Annotated in this window: 16 protein-coding genes; 11 read left to right on the top strand and 5 right to left on the bottom strand. The window is 73.4% G+C overall.

The annotated features are described in order from the left end of the window. Positions 1-86: 86 nt before the first annotated feature. On the bottom strand, positions 87-1,202 hold the full coding sequence (locus Y09_RS01635) for a PLP-dependent cysteine synthase family protein (protein ID WP_053915929.1): 1,116 nt from the start codon (positions 1,200-1,202) through the stop codon (positions 87-89). A gap of 238 nt (positions 1,203-1,440) precedes the next feature. Further along, complete coding sequence (locus Y09_RS01630) at positions 1,441-2,172, bottom strand: GNAT family N-acetyltransferase (RefSeq protein ID WP_053915928.1); 732 nt, start codon at positions 2,170-2,172, stop codon at positions 1,441-1,443. 314 nt (positions 2,173-2,486) lie between these two features. On the opposite strand from Y09_RS01630, the gene Y09_RS01625 reads away from it, so the two are divergent. Further along, positions 2,487-3,464 carry a hypothetical protein gene (locus Y09_RS01625; RefSeq protein ID WP_053915927.1) on the top strand — a complete coding sequence of 326 codons (978 nt, stop codon included), beginning with the start codon at positions 2,487-2,489 and terminating at the stop codon, positions 3,462-3,464. A gap of 28 nt (positions 3,465-3,492) precedes the next feature. On the opposite strand, the gene Y09_RS01620 is transcribed toward Y09_RS01625, so the two are convergent. Continuing rightward, positions 3,493-4,458, bottom strand: a complete 966-nt coding sequence (locus tag Y09_RS01620) for an aldo/keto reductase (protein WP_053915926.1) — start codon at positions 4,456-4,458, stop codon at positions 3,493-3,495. A 287-nt stretch (positions 4,459-4,745) separates the two neighbouring features. On the opposite strand from Y09_RS01620, the gene Y09_RS17415 reads away from it, so the two are divergent. The 5 genes from Y09_RS17415 (at position 4,746) to Y09_RS01600 (ending at position 10,382) form a co-directional block, all read left to right on the top strand. Next, positions 4,746-4,895, top strand: a complete 150-nt coding sequence (locus Y09_RS17415; RefSeq protein WP_159419627.1) for a hypothetical protein — start codon at positions 4,746-4,748, stop codon at positions 4,893-4,895. A 73-nt stretch (positions 4,896-4,968) separates the two neighbouring features. Continuing rightward, positions 4,969-5,967 carry a hypothetical protein gene (locus Y09_RS01615; RefSeq protein WP_053915925.1) on the top strand — a complete coding sequence of 333 codons (999 nt, stop codon included), beginning with the start codon at positions 4,969-4,971 and terminating at the stop codon, positions 5,965-5,967. 200 nt (positions 5,968-6,167) lie between these two features. Then, positions 6,168-6,842, top strand: coding sequence for a hypothetical protein (locus Y09_RS01610; RefSeq protein ID WP_053915924.1), 675 nt, complete (start codon positions 6,168-6,170; stop codon positions 6,840-6,842). A 120-nt stretch (positions 6,843-6,962) separates the two neighbouring features. Then, complete coding sequence (locus Y09_RS01605) at positions 6,963-9,164, top strand: 3-hydroxyacyl-CoA dehydrogenase NAD-binding domain-containing protein (protein WP_053915923.1); 2,202 nt, start codon at positions 6,963-6,965, stop codon at positions 9,162-9,164. Positions 9,165-9,374: 210 nt separating this feature from the next. Next, on the top strand, positions 9,375-10,382 hold the full coding sequence (locus tag Y09_RS01600; RefSeq protein WP_053915922.1) for a hypothetical protein: 1,008 nt from the start codon (positions 9,375-9,377) through the stop codon (positions 10,380-10,382). A gap of 198 nt (positions 10,383-10,580) precedes the next feature. Here the strand turns inward: Y09_RS01600 and Y09_RS01595 are convergent, their stop codons facing one another. Both Y09_RS01595 and Y09_RS01590 read right to left on the bottom strand, forming a co-directional pair. Further along, the gene (locus tag Y09_RS01595) at positions 10,581-11,831 is read right to left on the bottom strand and encodes an aminotransferase class I/II-fold pyridoxal phosphate-dependent enzyme (RefSeq protein ID WP_053915921.1); all 1,251 of its coding nucleotides are present in this window, start codon (positions 11,829-11,831) and stop codon (positions 10,581-10,583) included. 304 nt (positions 11,832-12,135) lie between these two features. Next, positions 12,136-12,717, bottom strand: a complete 582-nt coding sequence (locus Y09_RS01590; RefSeq protein ID WP_234695593.1) for a GtrA family protein — start codon at positions 12,715-12,717, stop codon at positions 12,136-12,138. Positions 12,718-12,988: 271 nt separating this feature from the next. On the opposite strand from Y09_RS01590, the gene Y09_RS01585 reads away from it, so the two are divergent. The 5 genes from Y09_RS01585 (at position 12,989) to Y09_RS01565 (ending at position 17,877) form a co-directional block, all read left to right on the top strand. Next, a complete protein-coding gene (locus Y09_RS01585; RefSeq protein WP_053915919.1) occupies positions 12,989-13,789 on the top strand; it encodes a hydroxymethylpyrimidine/phosphomethylpyrimidine kinase in 801 nt (266 codons plus the stop codon). 431 nt (positions 13,790-14,220) lie between these two features. Beyond that, positions 14,221-15,036, top strand: a complete 816-nt coding sequence (locus Y09_RS01580; protein WP_053915918.1) for an amino acid ABC transporter ATP-binding protein — start codon at positions 14,221-14,223, stop codon at positions 15,034-15,036. 89 nt (positions 15,037-15,125) lie between these two features. Then, on the top strand, positions 15,126-16,103 hold the full coding sequence (locus Y09_RS01575) for a glutamate ABC transporter substrate-binding protein (protein ID WP_053915917.1): 978 nt from the start codon (positions 15,126-15,128) through the stop codon (positions 16,101-16,103). 201 nt (positions 16,104-16,304) lie between these two features. Next, the gene (locus Y09_RS01570) at positions 16,305-17,003 is read left to right on the top strand and encodes an amino acid ABC transporter permease (RefSeq protein ID WP_053915916.1); all 699 of its coding nucleotides are present in this window, start codon (positions 16,305-16,307) and stop codon (positions 17,001-17,003) included. Between the two features lie 46 nt (positions 17,004-17,049). After that, entirely contained in the window at positions 17,050-17,877 is an 828-nt protein-coding gene (locus Y09_RS01565; protein ID WP_053915915.1) for an amino acid ABC transporter permease, read from the top strand. Positions 17,878-17,911 lie beyond the last annotated feature (34 nt).

The following is a 17,911-nucleotide window of genomic DNA, read 5'->3' as shown; positions in this document are numbered from 1 at the left end:
CTTGGGGCTTGGGGCTGGGGGCGGTGGCTGCAGGGTGCCTGGAGCTGAGTGCGCCCTGGCCCTCCGCGGGCGGGGTGGGCCGGGTGTCAGCGCACCCCGAGCGGCAGCATCTCCGCGAGCGCCGTGCGCCAGGGCGCGAGGTCCCAGCCCTGCGCGGCGACCCAGTCGTCGTCGAAGTAGGTGTCGGTGTAGCGGTCGCCCGGATCGCACAGCAGCGTCAGCACCGAGCCGGTCTCGCCCCTCCCGCGCATCTGCGTGATCAGCTGCGCCGCGGCGATGAGGTTCGTGCCGGTCGAGGCGCCGACGCGCCTGCCGAGCACCTCGGAGAGATGTCGGGCCGCGGCGACGGAGGCGGCATCCGGCACCCGGATCATCCGGTCCACGACGCCGGGCACGAAGCTCGGCTCGACCTGCGGGCGGCCGATGCCCTCGATGCGGGAGCCGCTCTCGGTGGTGAGATGCGGATCCTCCTGCACCCAGCCGGGGAAGAACGCGGAGTTCTCCACGTCCGCGACGCACAGGGAGGTGTGCAGGGACCGGTAGCGCAGCAGGCGGCCGAAGGTCGCGCTGGTCCCGCCGGTGCCGGTGCCGACCACGATCCATCGCGGCACCGGATGCGGCTCGAGCTCGAGCTGGGCGAGGGCGCTGACGGCGATGGAGTTGTTGCCCCGCCAGTCGGTGGCGCGCTCGGCATGGGTGAACTGGTCCAGGAAGAGCCCGCCGAGCTCGTCGGCCAGGCGCTGCGCCTCCCGGCTCATGTCCGCCGCGCCGTCCACGACATGGCACTGCCCGCCGGCGAACTCGATCAGCGCGATCTTCCGCGCGCTCGTGCCGCGCGGGACCACCGCGACGAAGGGGATGTCGAGCATCCGCGCCACGTGAGCCTCGCTCACCGCGGTCGAGCCCGACGACGCCTCGACCACCGGCATCCCCGGCCGTAACTGTCCGTTGACCAGGGCGAACAGGAACAGCGAGCGGGCCAATCGGTGCTTGAGGCTGCCGGAGGAGTGGGTCGTCTCGTCCTTGAGGTAGAGCTGGATGTCCCAGTCCTCGGGCAGATCCAGGCGCACCAGGTGGGTGTCGGCGCTGCGGCGCCCGTCGGCGTCCAGGCGGTGGATCCGCTCGGCGACCCAGGCCCGCAGGTCCTCGTCGCTGCGGTCGACGTCCTGCAGGGGCTCGGGCCACAACGCGCTCTCGGTCATGGCATGACGGTACCGACTCGCGCTCCTTCAGGCCGGGGAGAGCTCAGACGCGGCCCGGGGCGGCGGCGTCTGCGAAGGCCGACAGCAGCAGCGCCGTCGAGGCGCCGACGATCACGACGGCGAGCCGTGCCGGGGCGACCGACGGCGTGTTGAGCGTCCCCCTCCCCAGTGGCGCAACTGGGTCCAGACGGCGAAGGCGATGACGACGGCGAGGAGCGCGGAAGGAGCAGGGCGCCGCTCAGGGCGTGCGCAGCGCCCCGAAGGTGAGGCGGCGCCGCAGTTCGAAGCCGAGCTTCTCGTAGCCCGCGATCGCGGCGGTGTTCGCGGCGGAGGCGTGCAGCAGTGCCCGGTCCCCGCGGCGCTGGATGTGGAAGGCGACGTCGAGCACGAGGCGGGAGGCGAGGCCCTGCCGGCGGTGCTCGGGATGGACCGCGACCGCGCTGATCTCGGTCCAGCCGTCGGGGTGGAGGCGCTCGCCGGCCATCGCGATCAGCTGCCCGTCCCGCCGGATCCCTATGTACCTTCCCATCTCGTGGGTGCGCGCCTCGAAGGGCCCGGGCCTGGTCTGCGCGATCAGGGCGAGCATCTCGTCGGCGTCGGCCGCTCCGAGCTCGACCGCCTCCGGCTCGGGGCGCGGGGCGAGGCGGTCGGTCTGGACGAGCTGCACGCCCGGGATCTGGAACTCCGGCGCCCAGCCGGCCGGCAGCAGCGGATCGGCGTGGGAGACGGAGACCACGGCATCGTGCCCGAACACGTCGAGGATCGCGTCCCATACGTCGGGGTGCTCCCAGTCGCGCACGCCCACGAAGGGGGAGACGTCCTCCGGATAGCGCAGCACGTGCTCGTTGCCGATCGCGAGCTCGCGGTGGGCGCCGGTGAGCGAGGACCAGGCGGGGTTGTCGAGCACCGGATGCTCCGCGCCCGAGGGGGCGTCGGCGCTCCCGACGTGGGGCTGTTCGTCCAGTGGCATGCGGTGTCCTCGTGCGGCGGAGCGGGCGTGACCGGGCCACGCTACTCCCGACGGGGCATCGGCGCGCAGCTCTGTCACTCCGCGTGAACGGCGGGGGCCGGCGGGGCTCGGGGGTGATGGGGGCGCGGCCGACGAGGACGATGCCCACCGCTTCGTGAGAAAAGGCGAGTTGTCGTTGAGGTAAAGAGATCGTAAAGTCATCGGCGAGCGGTCCTCGCGACCGCGATCCGGACGGCCGCTGCGGAGCGCGCGGCGACGGGGAACCCCCAGGGGAGGTCGGGATGTCGAGGACGGTGACGTCGAGGACTGCAGGGGTGGGTGCGGCGGTGTCGGGGGACACCGGGGCACGAGGGGCTCGCCGGGGCGCGCGGCTGCGCGGAGGGGCGTCCCTCGCGGCGCTGCTGGCCGCCGGTGCGCTGCTGGCGGGCTGCGGGACTGCTGCGCCCGAGGCGGCCGACGCCGAGGGCCCGGAGCCGGCCGCGGTCGCGATCCCGGCCCCGGCCGCGCCGGAGCGGGACGGCGCGGCGGCGGACGACGCGGCAGGGAACGCCTCCGGCATCGTGACGACCGGGGGTGAGCAAGGTGAGGGCGGCCAGGGCCAGGACGGCGATGGCCGGAGCGGCGACGAGCAGGGCCAGGGAGGCGACTACCAGGGCGAGGGCGCCCCGGGCCCGTCCGCGGCGGACCTGCCCGCCTCGTGGGCCGGCACCTACTCGGCCGAGGGCCTTCCTCTCGGCGGCGGGTATCTCGTCGTGCAGAACCTCTACGGCGAGCACCGCGGGGCCACGTCCCTGGAGGCCTCCGACATCGCCGGCAAGGAGTTCTTCGCGAGCAGCGGAGCGACCTGCGAGGGCGCGGCGACCCTCGCCGGCGACACCGCCGACTGCGTCCTGCCCGACGACGGCCGAGGCATGGGCGAGCAGACCGCCGTCGTCCACCTCGTCCCCGCGGCGTTCGGCGCGACCTCGCTGCTCGTCGAGGTCGGCGTCACGGACGGCCTCGCCGTCGCCGAGGCCCCGCAGGGCGTCGGCAGCCTGAGTGTGGCGCTGCCGAGCGAGGTCACGCTGGAGGAGGTCGAGGGCGCCATGGTCACCGCGGTGATGATGGCCGACAGCCCCGAGGGTCCGCTGCCCGAGGAGCTCGACGTGCGATGCGAGCTGCGCGACGGCGGCCGGCACGCGCTGTGCGAGATCGTCGGCACCCCCGACGGCGGCGGCGACGGCAGCTGGTACGGCACGCTGCAGCCCGGCTACGGCAACTACGTCGTGCTCGCCACGAAGCTGCCCGCCTGACCTGACTCCGCCGGGCTCCCGGCGGTGCTCAGGCGAAGGGCGCCGAGGCCTCGTCCAGTGTGGCGACGTCCTGCGCGGAGAGCTCGAGAGCCGTGCCTGCGAGGAGGGCCGGCAGCTGCTCGGGCGTGCTCGCCGAGGCGATCGGGGCGGTCGTGCCCTTGGCCAGCAGCCAGGCGATCGCGACGGATGCCGGCTCCGCGTCGTGCGTCGCGGCGACCTCGGTGAGCACGTCCACCACGGCCAGGGCGTCCTCGGTGAGATTGTCCTCGACCATGCCCTTGCGGGCGCGGCCCTCGAGGTCCTCCTTCGTGCGGTACTTGCCGGTCAGCAGGCCGGAGGCGAGGGAGAAGTAGGGCATGACGGCCGCGTCGAACTCGCGTGCGATCGGGGCGTAGTCCTTCTCGTACGCGGCGCGGGCCAGCAGGTTGTAGTGCGGCTGGATCGCGACCGGCACGGTGAGGCCCTCGCGGGTCGCGACCTCGAACCACTCCCGCATCCGCTCCGGGGAGTAGTTCGACAGGCCCAGGTGGCGCACCCTGCCGGAGCGGACCAGGCCGTCGGCGATCCGCACCTGCTCCTCGATCGAGACCGCCTCGTCGTCGTAGTGGGCGTAGTAGAGGTCGATGCGGTCGGTGCGCAGCCGCTCGAGCGACTCGTCCAGCGCCGCCTCGACGTTCGCGGCCGACAGGCCCGTGCGCGACGGCTTCGCGCCGACCTTGGTGGCCAGCACGATCTCCTCGCGATTCCCGCGCGCCTCGAACCATTCGCCGAGCACCGTCTCGGAGTCGCCGCCCTCGCTGCCCTCGGCCCAGGCGGCGTAGGCGTCGGCGGTATCGATGAAGCTGCCGCCGGCGGAGACGAAGGCGTCCAGCACGGCGAAGGACGTCTCGCGGTCCGAGGTCCAGCCGAAGGTGTTCCCGCCGAGGTTCAGCGGGAGCACCTCGAGGTCGGTGCGGGGCAGAAGGGTCAGGGATGCGGTCGGAGCAGAGGTCATGGAGCACTCCTCGTGACGTTGCGGGGCCGGGTGCGTCCGCGCCCGTCGGCTCTCGGGCCGCGGGCGCGGCGGTGACCGGCCGGTACGCCCACGACGCTAGCGCGCCTCCCTGACCGGCGGCCGATGCCGTCCGGGGGCGGGGGCGAGTGGCGTGGCAGCTCGGGCGCCGCGCGGCGCAGTCGGCGGTCGGCGCGAGGTTCGTCGTCCAGCCCGGTCCCCGGGAGGTCGACTACCCTGGCCGTGCCCGCCCCGCCGGGCCCCGACCAGCCCCGGAAGGAGCACGGCACGTGCCGAACGCCCAGGACCCCAGCACCCCGGACCCCGACCCCCGCGCACCCCGCCGACCCGCCCCGATGACCGTAGCGCTGGTGCTGATCGGGATCATCCTGCTCCTCTCGATCGGTGCGTACGCGCTGGTCACCGCCTGGCTCGGCTGAGCCCGCCGCGCCGTCGTCGGCAAGGGCCCGCGACCCCCGCCGCTCCGCCGTGCCCGTCCTCTAGGCTCGATGCATGAGCACGGGACGGGGGACGCCCTCCGACTACGACTGGGAGGACGGCGCCGACGCGCCGGACGCCTCCGACCCGTCCGCGCGCACCCCCGCCGACCCCGCCGCCCTGCCCGCGCTTCCCCGCCGGGGCGCGCGCGCCGTCCCCTCGCGCGACCTCACGGCCGACGTCCCCGCCTGGTCAGCGGGGGCCGAGGCCGACGCGACCAGCGCGGCTTCCGAGGAGCACTCCGGCATCCCCGACGGACTCTTCGACACCCCCGCCGAGGGCCCCTACGGCGCGCCGTCCTTCACCTACGACGCCCTGGAGGCGACGCCCGACGAGGAGCGCCGCGACGGCCGCCTGCCCGCCTGGGCGATCCTCGCCATGGTCGCCGTGCAGGGCGCGGCCGCCGTCGCGATCGTCGCCCTCGTGCTCGGCGCCGGGCAGAACCTGCTCGGCGGCGGTGCGGCGGACCCGTCGGCCGCGCCGCCCTCCGCGCCCGCCACCCGCTCCGCGCCGCCCGCGCAGACCGAGCAGCCGCGCGAGCCCGGCACCGTCCTCGACGCGGACGGGCGCGAGGTCACCGACGGCACCGGCGGCTACGACCGGCCCGCGACCGTCGGCGAGCACACCGTCGCCTGGAGCGTCTGGACCGGCGGGACGCTCAGCGTCACCCCGCTGGCGGTCGACCTCGACGCGACCCTGCCCGGTGCGAGCGGCGAGGGCGCCATCCAGGAGGGCTATCGCCTGGTCCTGGTCGAGTACGAGGTGCGCTACGACGGGACCGGGCACCTCGCGCCCGCCGAGGAGCTGTGGCTGACCGGCGAGTCCTCGCGCACCTACTTCCCGGACGTCGGCGAAGGCCTCGTCCCGGACCCGATGAAGCGCATCACCCCGCTCGCCGACGGGGCCAGTGCCCGCTTCCACAGCGCCTTCGTGGTGCCCGAGGCGGAGGTGGAGAGCTTCCGGCTCGGGGTCGAGACGTTCAGCGGAGAGGTCCTCTACTTCGCGACCACCTGAGCGCGCCGTCGGCTGGTGGTCGCCGGCGCCCGGGCGCCGGCGCGTCGGCCGCGAGCCGGGGGCTTGCGGACCGGAGGTGCGCGGGACGGAGGAAGCAGGCCGCGTGCGCTAGCGTGAGGGTGCCCCGCGCAGGGGCAGCGCACCGCACCGGGGGAGGGGCGGCGACGACCGCGGAGCGGCGCGCCGCAGGAGGAGTCGACATGCAGCCCACGCCGCCCACCCAGCCGCTGCCCGAACACCGCCCCCGCACCTCCTTCTACGGCGCGGTCGCCGCCGTCTCGGTGATCGCGGGACTGCTGCTCGGCGTCGGCGGCTTCTTCGGGATCCGGGCGCTGCAGGGGCCGCCCTCCCCGGGCGAGGAGGAGGTCGCGACGGAGCAGACCGTCCCCGAGGGCGGCGAGGTCCTCGCCGAGGCCCCCGTCGGCCCCGACGAGGCGGTGGCGCACGACGCCGTCGTCCCCTTCGAGCCGGCGGAGGACAGCGGCCGCGTCGACGTGCGGATCACCGCCGTGGACTGGGACGCGACCGAGCAGATCCGGGAGACGAACTCCCTGAACGACGATCCCGCCGAGGGGATGAAGAACATCATGGTCACCTTCGAGGGGGTCCATCGCGGGGAGAAGCCCTTCGCCACCTACGGCGGCCACTGGATCGACGTCACCTACGTGGCCGCCGACGGCACCGAGCACAAGAACGGCGCCCAGGTCACCCCGCTCTACTACGAGATCTCGCAGAAGGAGACCGCCGTGCCGACGGACGAGATCCTCTCCCAGCAGGCCTTCGTGGTCCCCGAGGGGATCCGGGGGGAGGGGCACTTCGTGCTCACCCCGCGCGCGGGCGATGTCCAGGAGGGCATCTGGATCCGCGCGAGCTGAGGCGGTCGGACGGAGCGGCCTCGGTGGACACCCGGCCCCGACCTGGGGCATGATCTACCTGAAACCCGCAGTATCAGACAACTGTGCGGCACTCGACGACGAGAATGCGAAAGGTCCCTGATGAGCAGCTACACCGAGCACGTCACCCGAGTCCTCACGGAGGATCGCGAGCATCCCGGACTCGGCACCGTGGCCGTGCTGACCTTCGCCCCGCCGGAGGGCGAGGAGCGCCGCCCCGCGACCCTCGGCCCGCGTTCCATCGAGGCCGTCACCGGCGCGATCGCCGCCGCGCTCGACCGGGCCGAGGCCGGGGAGATCCGCGCGATCGCCCTGACCGGCACCGGCCGCACCTTCCTCGCCGGCGCCGACCTGTCGATGTTCGCCGACCCCACCGCCGCCGAGAACGTCCGCGCGATGACCCGCGCCGCCCACGACCTGCAGGTCCGCGTGCGCACCAGCCCCGTCCCGATCCTCGCCCACTTGAACGGCGTCGCCCTCGGCGGCGGCCTCGAGGTCGCGCTCATGGCCGACGTGCGCACCGCCGCCCCCGGCGTGCGCGGCATCGGCCTGCCCGAGACGAGCCTCGGCATCCTCCCCGGCTGGGGCGGCACCACGCTGCTGCAGTCCGTCGTCGGCGCCGAGACCGCCGTGCGGATGGTCCTCGAGGACCCCGCCCGCGACCGCCAGCTCACCGCCGAGAAGGCCCAGGAGGCCGGGCTCGTCGACGAGATCGCCGCCGACCTCGACGAGGCGCTCGAGCAGTTCGCCGCGCTGGTCGCGGCCCATGTCGACGTCGACGAGACCGACACCGACGTGGTCGACCCCGCCGTCGTCGGCGAGACCGCCCCGGCCGGAGCCTCGGGCGCCTGGGGCGGCCGCGCCCCGGCCCTGCCCGCCGCCGACTCGCCCGAGGCCGAGGAGCTGCTGGACGCTCTCGACGCCCCGCACAGCCCCGCCGAGACCCGCCGCGCCTGGGCGCAGCGCCTCGAGGCGCAGGGCGCCCCCGCCGTCGGCCGCGCCCTGATCCTGCTGCAGCAGCTGCCCGGCTCCACCCTCGAGGACGCCCTGGCCCGCGAGGCCGACGCGCTCGCCGAGCTCGTCCGCAGTGATGCCGCCTCCGCATCCCTCTACTCCGCCGAGTTGCTGCGCCGCGGCAAGCCCGGCCGCACCCCGGTCGAGGGCGCGCGGGAGATCGCGCGCGTCGGCGTCGTCGGCGCCGGGCTGATGGCGTCCCAGATCGCGGCGCAGCTCGCGCTCGGCCTGCAGGTCCCCGTCGTGATGCGCGACCTCGACGAGGCCATCGCCGAGAAGGGCCTGGCCGCCGCCCGCGACGTGATCGCCCAGACCGCCGCCCGCGGACATCTCGATGAGCAGACCGCGACCGCGATCGCCGAGAACCTCTCCGCCACCACCGACCTGCAGGAGCTCGCCGGCTGCGACCTCGTGATCGAGGCGGTGCCGGAGGTGCTGACGATCAAGAAGTCCGTCTTCGCCGAGCTCGAGGGCGTCCTCGCCGAGGACGCGCTGCTGGTCACCAACACCTCCTCGCTCTCCGTGTCGAGGATGGCCGAGGACCTCGCCCGCCCCGAGCGGGTCGTCGGCCTGCACTTCTTCAACCCCGTCGCGAAGATGCCGCTGGTCGAGGTGATCCACACCGAGAAGACCGATGAGCAGACCCTCGCCACCGGTCTCGAGGTGGTGCGCCGCCTGCGGAAGTTCGCGGTGCGCAGCGCCGATGCGCCCGGCTTCATCGTCAACCGACTGCTCTTCCGCGTGCTCGGCGGCGTGCTCGCCTCCCTCGACGCCGGCGCGGACCCGGTGGAGGTCGACGCCTCCCTCGACGCGCTCGGCATGCCGATGCGCCCCTTCGAGCTGCTGGACCTGGTGGGGCTCGGCGTCGCCGACCACGTGGGCCAGGTGCTGCTCGAGGAGCTCGGCGACCGCTTCCACGCCTCGCCGGGGCTCGGCGTCATGGCGCAGGGCGGCGTCCACTTCACCGAGCGCAGCCGCACCTCCGTGCACCCGCCGGTCTCCCCGACGGTCGCGCAGGTCTTCGGCGAGGGCGAGCGTCCCGCCGGCATCGAGCCGCTGGTCGGCGAGGCGCTGCTGGAGAAGGTGCGGGCGGGCCTGGCCGAGGAGATCCAGCTGATGATCGAGGAGGGCGTGGTCGAGCAGCCCGAGCAGGTGGACCTCGCGCTGATCCTCGGCGCGGGCTTCCCCCGCCACCGCGGCGGGATCACCCCCTATCTCGACGCATCCGGTGCCTCCGAGCGCACCACCGGCAGCGCCTTCCACGGGGAGCGGTTCACCGCGGGGCGCTGACCCCGGTCCCGACGGGGGCGGCCATCGCGCGGAGACGCGCGGTGCCGCCCCGTTCTCGTGCGGAGCATCGTGACCGGACTGCGACATGGGGAGAGCTGAACGGCGCCTGGACGCGCTCTACGATGACGCGGACGGACCCGCGCGGGTTCGTGCAGAGCACGTCCCGCCAGCAGAGAGGGGTCGGCGCCGCAGTCGGCGCCGGAACGGACCATGTCGCAGCCACCGCAGAACCCGTGGGGTCAGCCCCCGTCCGACGACCAGTACGGGCAGCAGTCCGCGAACGGTGGCTACGGGCAGGGCCCGCAGCCCTATGGCCAGCAGCAGGGCTACGGCGAGGAGGGGTACGGGCAGCAGGGGTACGGCCAGGGCTCGCCGAGCGGTGCCTACGGGCAGCCCTCCCCGAACTCCGGCTACGGCCAGGATCCGCAGGGCTGGGGTCAGGCGCCGTCCGCCGCGCCCGCCTTCGGGGCCGACGGCCAGCAGCCTTACGCCCAGCACGCCGAACCGCCGAAGAAGTCCTCGAAGACCCCGCTGATCGTCTGCGCGGGCTGTGCGGTGCTGGCCCTGATCGTGCTCCTCGTCGGCGGCGGCATCTTCCTGTTCACCCGCGACGGCGGGGAGCCCACGGACGACCGGACCACCTCGGAGCAGGCCACCACCGAGGACGGCGAGGAGCCGACCGAGGAGGACGCCACGACCGAGGAGGCGACCTCGGAGGAGGCGACGACCGAGGAGGCCACCTCGGAGGAGGCGACCGAGGCCGCCGCCGACGGCAAGGGCACCAAGGACGCCCCCTACGTGATCGGCGAGAAGTTCACCGTCGAGGACGGCGAGGGCGGGACCCTCGACGTCACCATCGGTGACGTGAACTGGGACGCGACCGACGAGGTCATGGGTGCCAACGAGTTCAACGAGGAGCCCGGGGAGGGCGAGACCTACATCCTCGTGCCGGTGTCGATGACCTACCACGGAGACGGCACGTCGGAGCCCGGCTTCTCCCTCATGGTCGACTACGTGACCGAGGGAGGGAACTCCTACAGCGACGCCGGCTCCGTGACGCCGAAGAGCTGGCTCGACGTGGGCACCCTCCACGACGGCGGCACCGGGGAGTGGGAGATCGGCATCCTGATCCCGGCCGACCAGGCGAAGAACGGCCACTTCGCCGTCTCCCCGCTGCTGAACTTCAGCGCTGAGGACGTCTGGGTCAAGGCCGCCTGAGGCCGAGCCCGCCACCATGACGGCCCGCCGGCTTCCGGAGCGCACCGGAAGCCGGCGGGCCGTCGTCCGTGAGGGGCCGCGCACACTGCGCTGCGGGGCGAGCCGCGGGCGCTGATGCCGGTGGGGCGGGGACCGGCCCTCCGGTCGTCCGAGGGAGTCGGCTGCAGCGTCCGTCGGCAGTCCAGCGACGGGACCCGCTCAGCGGCGGGGCGCCGCCCAGCTCTCGAGCCGCTCCAGCGCCTGCTCGATCGTCGCGCGCGACTTGCAGAAGGCGAGCCGCAGGTGCGAGGAGGCGTCGCCCGCTTCGCCGTCGCGGTAGAAGGCCGACAGCGGGATCGCGACCACCCCGGCCTCCTCGGGGAGGCGCTCGGCCAGGGCGCGGGCGTCGCTCTCGCCGAGCGGGCCCGCGTCGGCGACGGTGAAGTATCCGGCCTCCGGCACGCTCACCCGGAAGCCGATCCGGCGCAGACCGTCGGTGAGCAGGTCGCGCCGAGCGCGCAGGTCGGCGGCGAGGTCGTGGAATACCGTCGGATCCATCCGCAGCCCGGCGGCGACCGCGGGCTGGAAGGGAGCGCCCGAGGCGTAGGTCAGCCACTGCTTGACCCCGGTGATCGCCGTGATCAGCTCGGGCCGCGCCGTGATCCAGCCGATCTTCCACCCGGTCACGGCGAAGGTCTTGCCCGCCGAGGAGATCGAGATCGTGCGGTCCTGCGCCCCGGGCAGCGTCGCCGGCGGCAGATGGGCGTGGCCGAAGGTGAGGTGCTCGTAGACCTCGTCGGTGACGATCAGCGCATCGTGCCGCTGCGCCTCCTCGACGATCGCCTGCAGCGCCTCCACCCACAGCATCAGACCGGTGGGGTTGTGCGGGGTGTTCACGAGCACCAGGCGGGTGCGCTCGGAGAACGCCGCGCGCAGCGCGTCCCGGTCCACGTCCAGCACCAGGTCCCCGTCGTCGGCCGCCGAGCCGGTGTCTGTGGCGGAGCCCGGCCGGGAGGTGATCGGGACGGTGCGGTGCACGCCGCCCGCGAGCGCGATCAGCGCCGCGTACTGGTCGTAGAACGGCTCGAGCGTGATCACCTCGTCGCCCGGCTCGACCAGCGCCAGGATCGTCGCGGCCAGCGCCTCCGTCGCCCCGGTCGTGACCAGCACCTCCGTGGCAGGGTCCCAGCGCAGTCCGTACCAGCTCGCCTGGTGCTCGGCCACGGCCTCGCGCAGCTCCGCCTCGCCCGCACCCGGCGGGTACTGGTTGCGCCCGCGCCGGATCGCGTCGATCGCCGCCTCGGCGACCAGGGCGGGAGGGTCGTCGTCGGGATAGCCCTGCCCGAGGTTCAGCGCGTCGTGGGCGGCGGCCTTCGCCGACATCTGCGCGAACACGGTGGGTTGTGCCTGCCCGCCCACGAGCAGGCCGGCAGCGGCGGCGGCACGGGTCCAGGGACCGGAGGAGTTCATGGGTCCGAGTCTCTCAGAGCTGCGGAGCCGTACGGCGGCGATCGCGGTGCATGGGCACCCGGCGTGCTGACTGCGCATGCTCGCAGGGCGTCGTGACCGTGCGCTCGCACCAGGCATGCGCGCCGCGCAAGGGCCCAGGGCAGTGACGTTCTGTGCCCGTGGCGACTCATGTCGGCGCGCGCATGAGTCGCCGGGGGTACAAAACCTGGCCTGGCCGTGGGGAGGGGAGGGGCCGAGGGGCCGGGCCGCATCGGCGGAACCGAGCGGGACGAGACGTCAGCGGCGGGGCCGAGCGGCCCGATGCTCAACGGCGGGGGAAGACCAGCCGCCCGTAGGTGACATAGCGGAACGAGGTCGAGACGATCTGGCCGAGGAAGGTGCCGGAGATGTTGTCCGCGAGCGGGGAGTCCAGTCCCAGCACGTACCGCGAGAAGGCGAGGCACGCGAGCTGCAGCCCCGTCGCGATCACGTTGACCAGGATGAACAGCATGATCGAGCGGGTCGTGTCCGGGCGGGGCCGGTCCCCGAAGGTCCACAGCCGGTTGCCCAGATAGGTCAGGCACGAGGCGACCGCGACCGTGAGCACCTTCGCCGTGAGCGGGCTGCCGTGCATGAGGCCCTCGCCCCAGCCCTGCGTGGGATGCCAGAACACCAGCAGGTTGTACATCGCGGCGTCCAGCAGGAACACCAGCCCGCCGACGACCAGGAACTTCAGGGTCGAGCGGAGGTGGTCGTCCACCAGCGCGCCCGCCCGGTCGCGGAAGGTGCGTCGGGTCCCGGCCGATGTCGCGGGGGAGTGCTCGGCCGTCCCGTCCTCGGACAGGGAGGGGCCGCGGAGCGTGGTGGACGGAGCGCTGCGCCCCGTCGTCTCGTCCGGCGACAGCACGCCCGGCACTGTACCGGACCCGGTACCATCGTGGACCTGCCGCAGCGACGGGTCGGCGGCGCCGCACGCGGCGCCCGGCCCTGGGAGCGCGCGGTACCGACCGCTGCGACGGGAGGCGCCCCCGAGGGGTGCGCCGGCCCTGGAAGCGCGCGGTCACGTCGCCCGACGGCGCCCGTCCCCGGACGGCACTCGTCACGAGGCGGAGCCCGTCGGCCCCCGCGCCGCAGACCGCCCCGGCGACACCGACGCACACACCCCGAGAAAGGCCCCCATGACTCACGTCGCCCTGACCATCGCCGGCTCCGAGGCCTCCGGAGGTGCCGGTGCCCAGGCGGACATCAAGACCTTCCACCAGCTGGGCACCTTCGGCGCCGCGGCGCTGACCTGCATCGTCTCCTTCGACCCGAAGAACGACTGGAGCCACCGCTTCGTGCCGCTGGAGCCGCAGCTGATCCTCGACCAGATCGAGGCGGCCACCGCGGTGCACGACATCGACACCACGAAGATCGGCATGCTCGGCACCCCCGCCACGATCGAGACCGTCGCCGGCGCGCTCGCCGAGCGGTCCTTCACCGACGTCGTGCTCGACCCGGTGCTGATCTGCAAGGGCAACGAGGGCGGCTTCGCCCAGGACACCGATGACGCGCTCAAGGCGCAGATCCTGCCGCTGGCCACCTTCGTCACCCCCAACCACTTCGAGACCCTGGCGCTCTCCGGCATGGAGAGCATCGAGACGGTCGAGGAGCTGGCCGAGGCCGCGAAGCGCATCCACGAGGCCTTCGACGTGATCGTGCTGGCCAAGGGCGGGGTCGTGCTCGAGGGCGAGGACGCGGTGGACGTGTTCTACGACGGCGAGCAGACCGTCGAGCTGCGCAGCCCCAAGATCGGCCAGGAGCGCGTCAACGGCGCCGGCTGCACCCTCGCCGCCGCCGTCACCGCCGAGCTCGCCAAGGGCGCCACCCCGCTCGAGGCCGCCCGGACCGCGAAGGCCGTGGTCACCAGCTCCATCGAGAACCGCCAGAAGGGCCACACCCCCTTCGACTCCGTCTACCAGGGCAAGTACCAGGGCTGACGGGTCCCGGGGCGGCCCGGGGTCGGCGACGCCGGGCCGCCCGGCCTCCCGGGGCCGGCCCGTCGGCCATCGAGTGGCAGGTTCCGACCGGTATTCCGGCGGCCGGCGCCGAACCGATCGAAACCTGCCACTCGATATGTCGGGGAGGGCCGGACGCCTGTCGGGGAGGGGGCGGTAGCCGCGGGGCGGGAAGCCGCCGCCGGCGACCGACAGGGCGGTCAGGCAGGGCGTGTGCGGGAAGCCGGTGCCGGGTGGCGCAGGCGGGGTGGCTGGGGCCGGAGGCAGGAGCGGGGCAACCGGTCGGCGGACGACTGAGCAGGGCGGGGGAGCGCGGCTGACCGCCCCCGGCCACGGTCACGAATACATCCCGACATCCGGTCAGCGCTCCCCCCCATGTGGACAGATGTCGCCGGGGGCAGCATTCTCGGAGCATGAACGAGCGCACCACGCCGCCCGACTCCGACGTCGCGGGGCAGGACCCGACCCGCCCCGAGGGCGCGCCCCGCACCGGCGAGCCCCTGATATCTGTGCGCGGCGTCGACAAGCTCTTCGGCGACTTCCAGGCGCTGAAGGGCATCGACCTCGACATCCACCGCGGCGAGGTCGTCGCCCTGATCGGCGCCTCCGGCTCCGGGAAGTCGACACTGTGCCGCTGCCTGAACCGGCTCGAGACGATCACCGCCGGGGAGATCACCATCGACGGGGAGCGGCTGCCCGAGGAGGGCAGGGAGCTCACCCGCCTGCGCGCCGACGTCGGCATGGTGTTCCAGAGCTTCAACCTCTTCCCGCACCTCAAGGCGATCGACAACGTGACCCTCGGCCCGCGCAAGGTGCGCGGAGTGCCGAAGGCCGACGCGGACCGTCAGGCCATGGAGCTGCTCGAGCGCGTGGGCCTCGCCGACAAGGCGAACTCCCTCCCCACGGCGCTGTCCGGCGGTCAGCAGCAGCGCGTGGCGATCGCCCGGGCGCTGGCGATGAAGCCGAAGGCGCTGCTCTTCGACGAGCCGACCTCGGCCCTGGACCCCGAGGTGATCAACGAGGTCCTGGACGTCATGGCCGAGCTCGCGAAGGCAGGGATGACGATGCTCGTGGTCACCCACGAGATGGGCTTCGCCCGACACGTCTGCGACCGCGTGGTCTACATGGACGCCGGTGAGATCGTCGAGGAGGGCGAGCCCGAGCAGTTCTTCACCGCTCCCCGCAGCGACCGCGCCAAGGCCTTCCTGTCCAAGATCCTCGCGCACTGACCCCGGCGCAGCCCGACGTCCGCGCCCCCGCCCCCCGCACACCCCGACCCCCGCTCCGCCCGGAGCGCACGCAGAAACCGGAGAGACCCATGAACCCCACGAGCTTCCGCCCCCGCCGCCGGGCCGTCGTCGCCGCGGCGGCCGCCCTTCCCCTGGTGGGCCTGGCCGCCTGCTCCTCCGACACCGGTGACGGCCCCGACCTCGGCGGCGGCTCCGACGGCGGCGGCGAGGGCTCGGCCTTCGCCGACGTGATCGCCTCCGGCCCCGTCGCGGCCGACGACGCCGTCGCCGGCAGCGCCTGGGCCACCGCGATCAAGGAGAAGGACCAGCTGATCCGCGGCGGCACCGTCGCCAACCAGGTCTTCTCCCTCGCCTCGACCACCGGCGGGCAGCCCACCGGCTTCGACGCGGGCATCACCCAGCTGCTGGCCAAGTACATCCTCGGCGAGGGCGGCGAGGAGAAGGTCGAGTACATCGACACCACCGTCGAGACCCGCGAGACCCTCGTCCAGAACGGGACCGTGGACTGCGTGATCGCGACGTACTCGATCACCCCCGAGCGCCTCGAGGTCATCGACTTCGCCGGCCCCTACTACCTCTCCGGCACCGCGGTCCAGGTGCGCACCGAGGACGCGGAGTCGATCTCCGGGCCCGAGGACCTCACCGGCAAGAACGTCGTCACCCAGGCGAACTCGACCGGCATCCAGGCCGCAGAGGAGTTCATCCCCGACTACGACGCCTCCCTCGTCCAGACCCTCCCGGACAACGAGTCCTGCGTCGCCGCGCTCAAGCAGGGCCGGGCCGACGCCTATGTGCTCGACCAGGGCGTGCTGCTGGGCAACTCCGCCGCGGACCCCGAGGTCACCGTCGTCGGCGAGCCCTTCGTGGACGACCCCTACGGCGTCGGCCTCGCGAAGGACGCCGAGGGCGCGGTCGACTTCGTCAACGCCTTCCTGCAGGAGATCATCGACTCCGGCGCCTGGGAGAAGCTGTGGACCGCCACGATCGGCGAGGTCATGGACACCGAGGCCCCCGAGCCGCCCGTCCCCGGCGAGCTGCCCTCCTGACGGGCTGAGCCGCCTGGCCGACGGGCGGGCCGCCGGCTCGCAGGCCGGGCGTCGGCTCGTCGGCCAGGAGTCGACCAGGCGTCCGGACGTCAGCCCACCGGCCGGATGTCGGCCCGTCGGCCGGACGCCGACCGCACGGCCAGGAGCCGGCCCGTCGGCCGTCCCTGATCCCCTTCCCCCGATCGCACCGAGAGGCCCCAGATGGACGCCATCCGCGAGAACATCCCGCTGCTGCTGCAGGGCATCGGGACGACCGTCGCACTGACCGTGCTCGGCTACGTGTTCGCGCTCGTCGTCGGCACCGTGATGGCGGTGGCGCGGGTCAGCCCGATCCCGCCGCTGCGCTGGGCGGCGACCGTGTACGTCGAGATCTTCCGCAACATCCCGCTGCTGAGCCTGCTGATCCTCATCTCCTTCGGCCTGCCGGACGTCGGGCTGCGCCTGCCGTACTTCTGGTGCGGTGTGCTGGGGCTGACGCTGTCCTCGGCCGCGTTCGTGTGCGAGAACGTGCGCTCGGGCATCAACACGGTGCCCGTCGGCCATGCGGAGGCGGCCCGCTCGATCGGGCTCGGGTTCTTCGGCACGCTGCGCTACGTGGTGCTGCCGCAGGCGTTCCGCTCGATGGTGCAGCCGCTGGTGAACGTGTTCATCGGCACCGTGATCGGCTCGGCGCTGTGCTCGGCGATCGCGGTGCAGGAGGTCACCTGGGTGACGCAGACGCTGAACATCCGCTACGCCCAGGCGGTGCTGATGTTCCTCATCGCCGGCGCCGTCTATCTCGTCCTCTCCCTCGGCGGCGCGGCGCTCGGCGGGGCGATCGAACGTGCCGTCTCCCCGGGCGGTCGCGACCGCTCGCGCGCGAGCAAGGCGCTCGACGTGACGGCAGGAGCCCAGGCATGATCGCGCGTCGACGAACTGCGAGGAACGAGCGGGAGGAGATGCGCCCATGAGCACGACGTCGTCCACCGCCACCCAGGTCCTCTTCGACGCGCCCGGCCCGAAGGGCCGTCGGCGCATCCTGCTGCTGTCGGTCCTCAGCGTGGTCGCGATCCTGGCGCTGCTCGCGGGGGCGCTGTGGCAGTTCCAGTCCAACGGCCAGCTCGACCAGGACAAGTGGATCGTCTACCTGCGGGTGGACTACCTCGCCTTCCTCGGCCAGGGCCTGTGGGGAACCCTCAAGGTCACGGCGCTCGCCGCCGTGGTCGCCTTCCCGCTCGGCCTGCTGCTGGCCCTGGCGCGGCTGTCGCGCTTCCGGGTGCTGAGCATGCTCGCAGCGGTGTGGATCGAGTTCTACCGCGGCATCCCGATGCTGCTGGTGGTCTACGCCTTCCTGCTGGCCCTGCCCGCCTTCGGCGTGACCTTCCCGCGGTTCTGGATGCTGGTGATCCCGATGATCCTGGTCTCCTCCGCCACCACCGCCGAGGTGTTCCGCGCCGGGATCAACGCCGTGGACCGCGGACAGCACGAGGCGGCCGCCGCGATCGGGCTCTCGCGCCGCGATGCGATGAGCTCGGTGATCCTGCCGCAGGCGGTGCGCCTGGTGCTGCCGAGCCTCATCCTCGCCCTGGTCACGCTGCTGAAGGACTCGACCCTCGGCTACGTGGTCAGCTACAACGAGCTGCAGTTCCAGGGCAAGACGCTCGTGTCGATCACCCGCTACCTGGTGCAGACGTACCTGGTGGTCTCGGTGATCTACATCGTCATCAACTTCCTGCTCACCCGGATCGCGCTCGCGCTGGACGCGCGGATGAAGGCCCGCGCCGCCGCGGGCTGAGCGCGGCGGGGCGGGCTCCGGCCGCACCGGCTCG

Source organism: Brachybacterium sp. SW0106-09, from assembly GCF_001293905.1.
Classification (GTDB): Bacteria; Actinomycetota; Actinomycetes; order Actinomycetales; family Dermabacteraceae; genus Brachybacterium; species Brachybacterium conglomeratum.
This window is presented reverse-complemented; position numbering and strand designations above follow the sequence as displayed.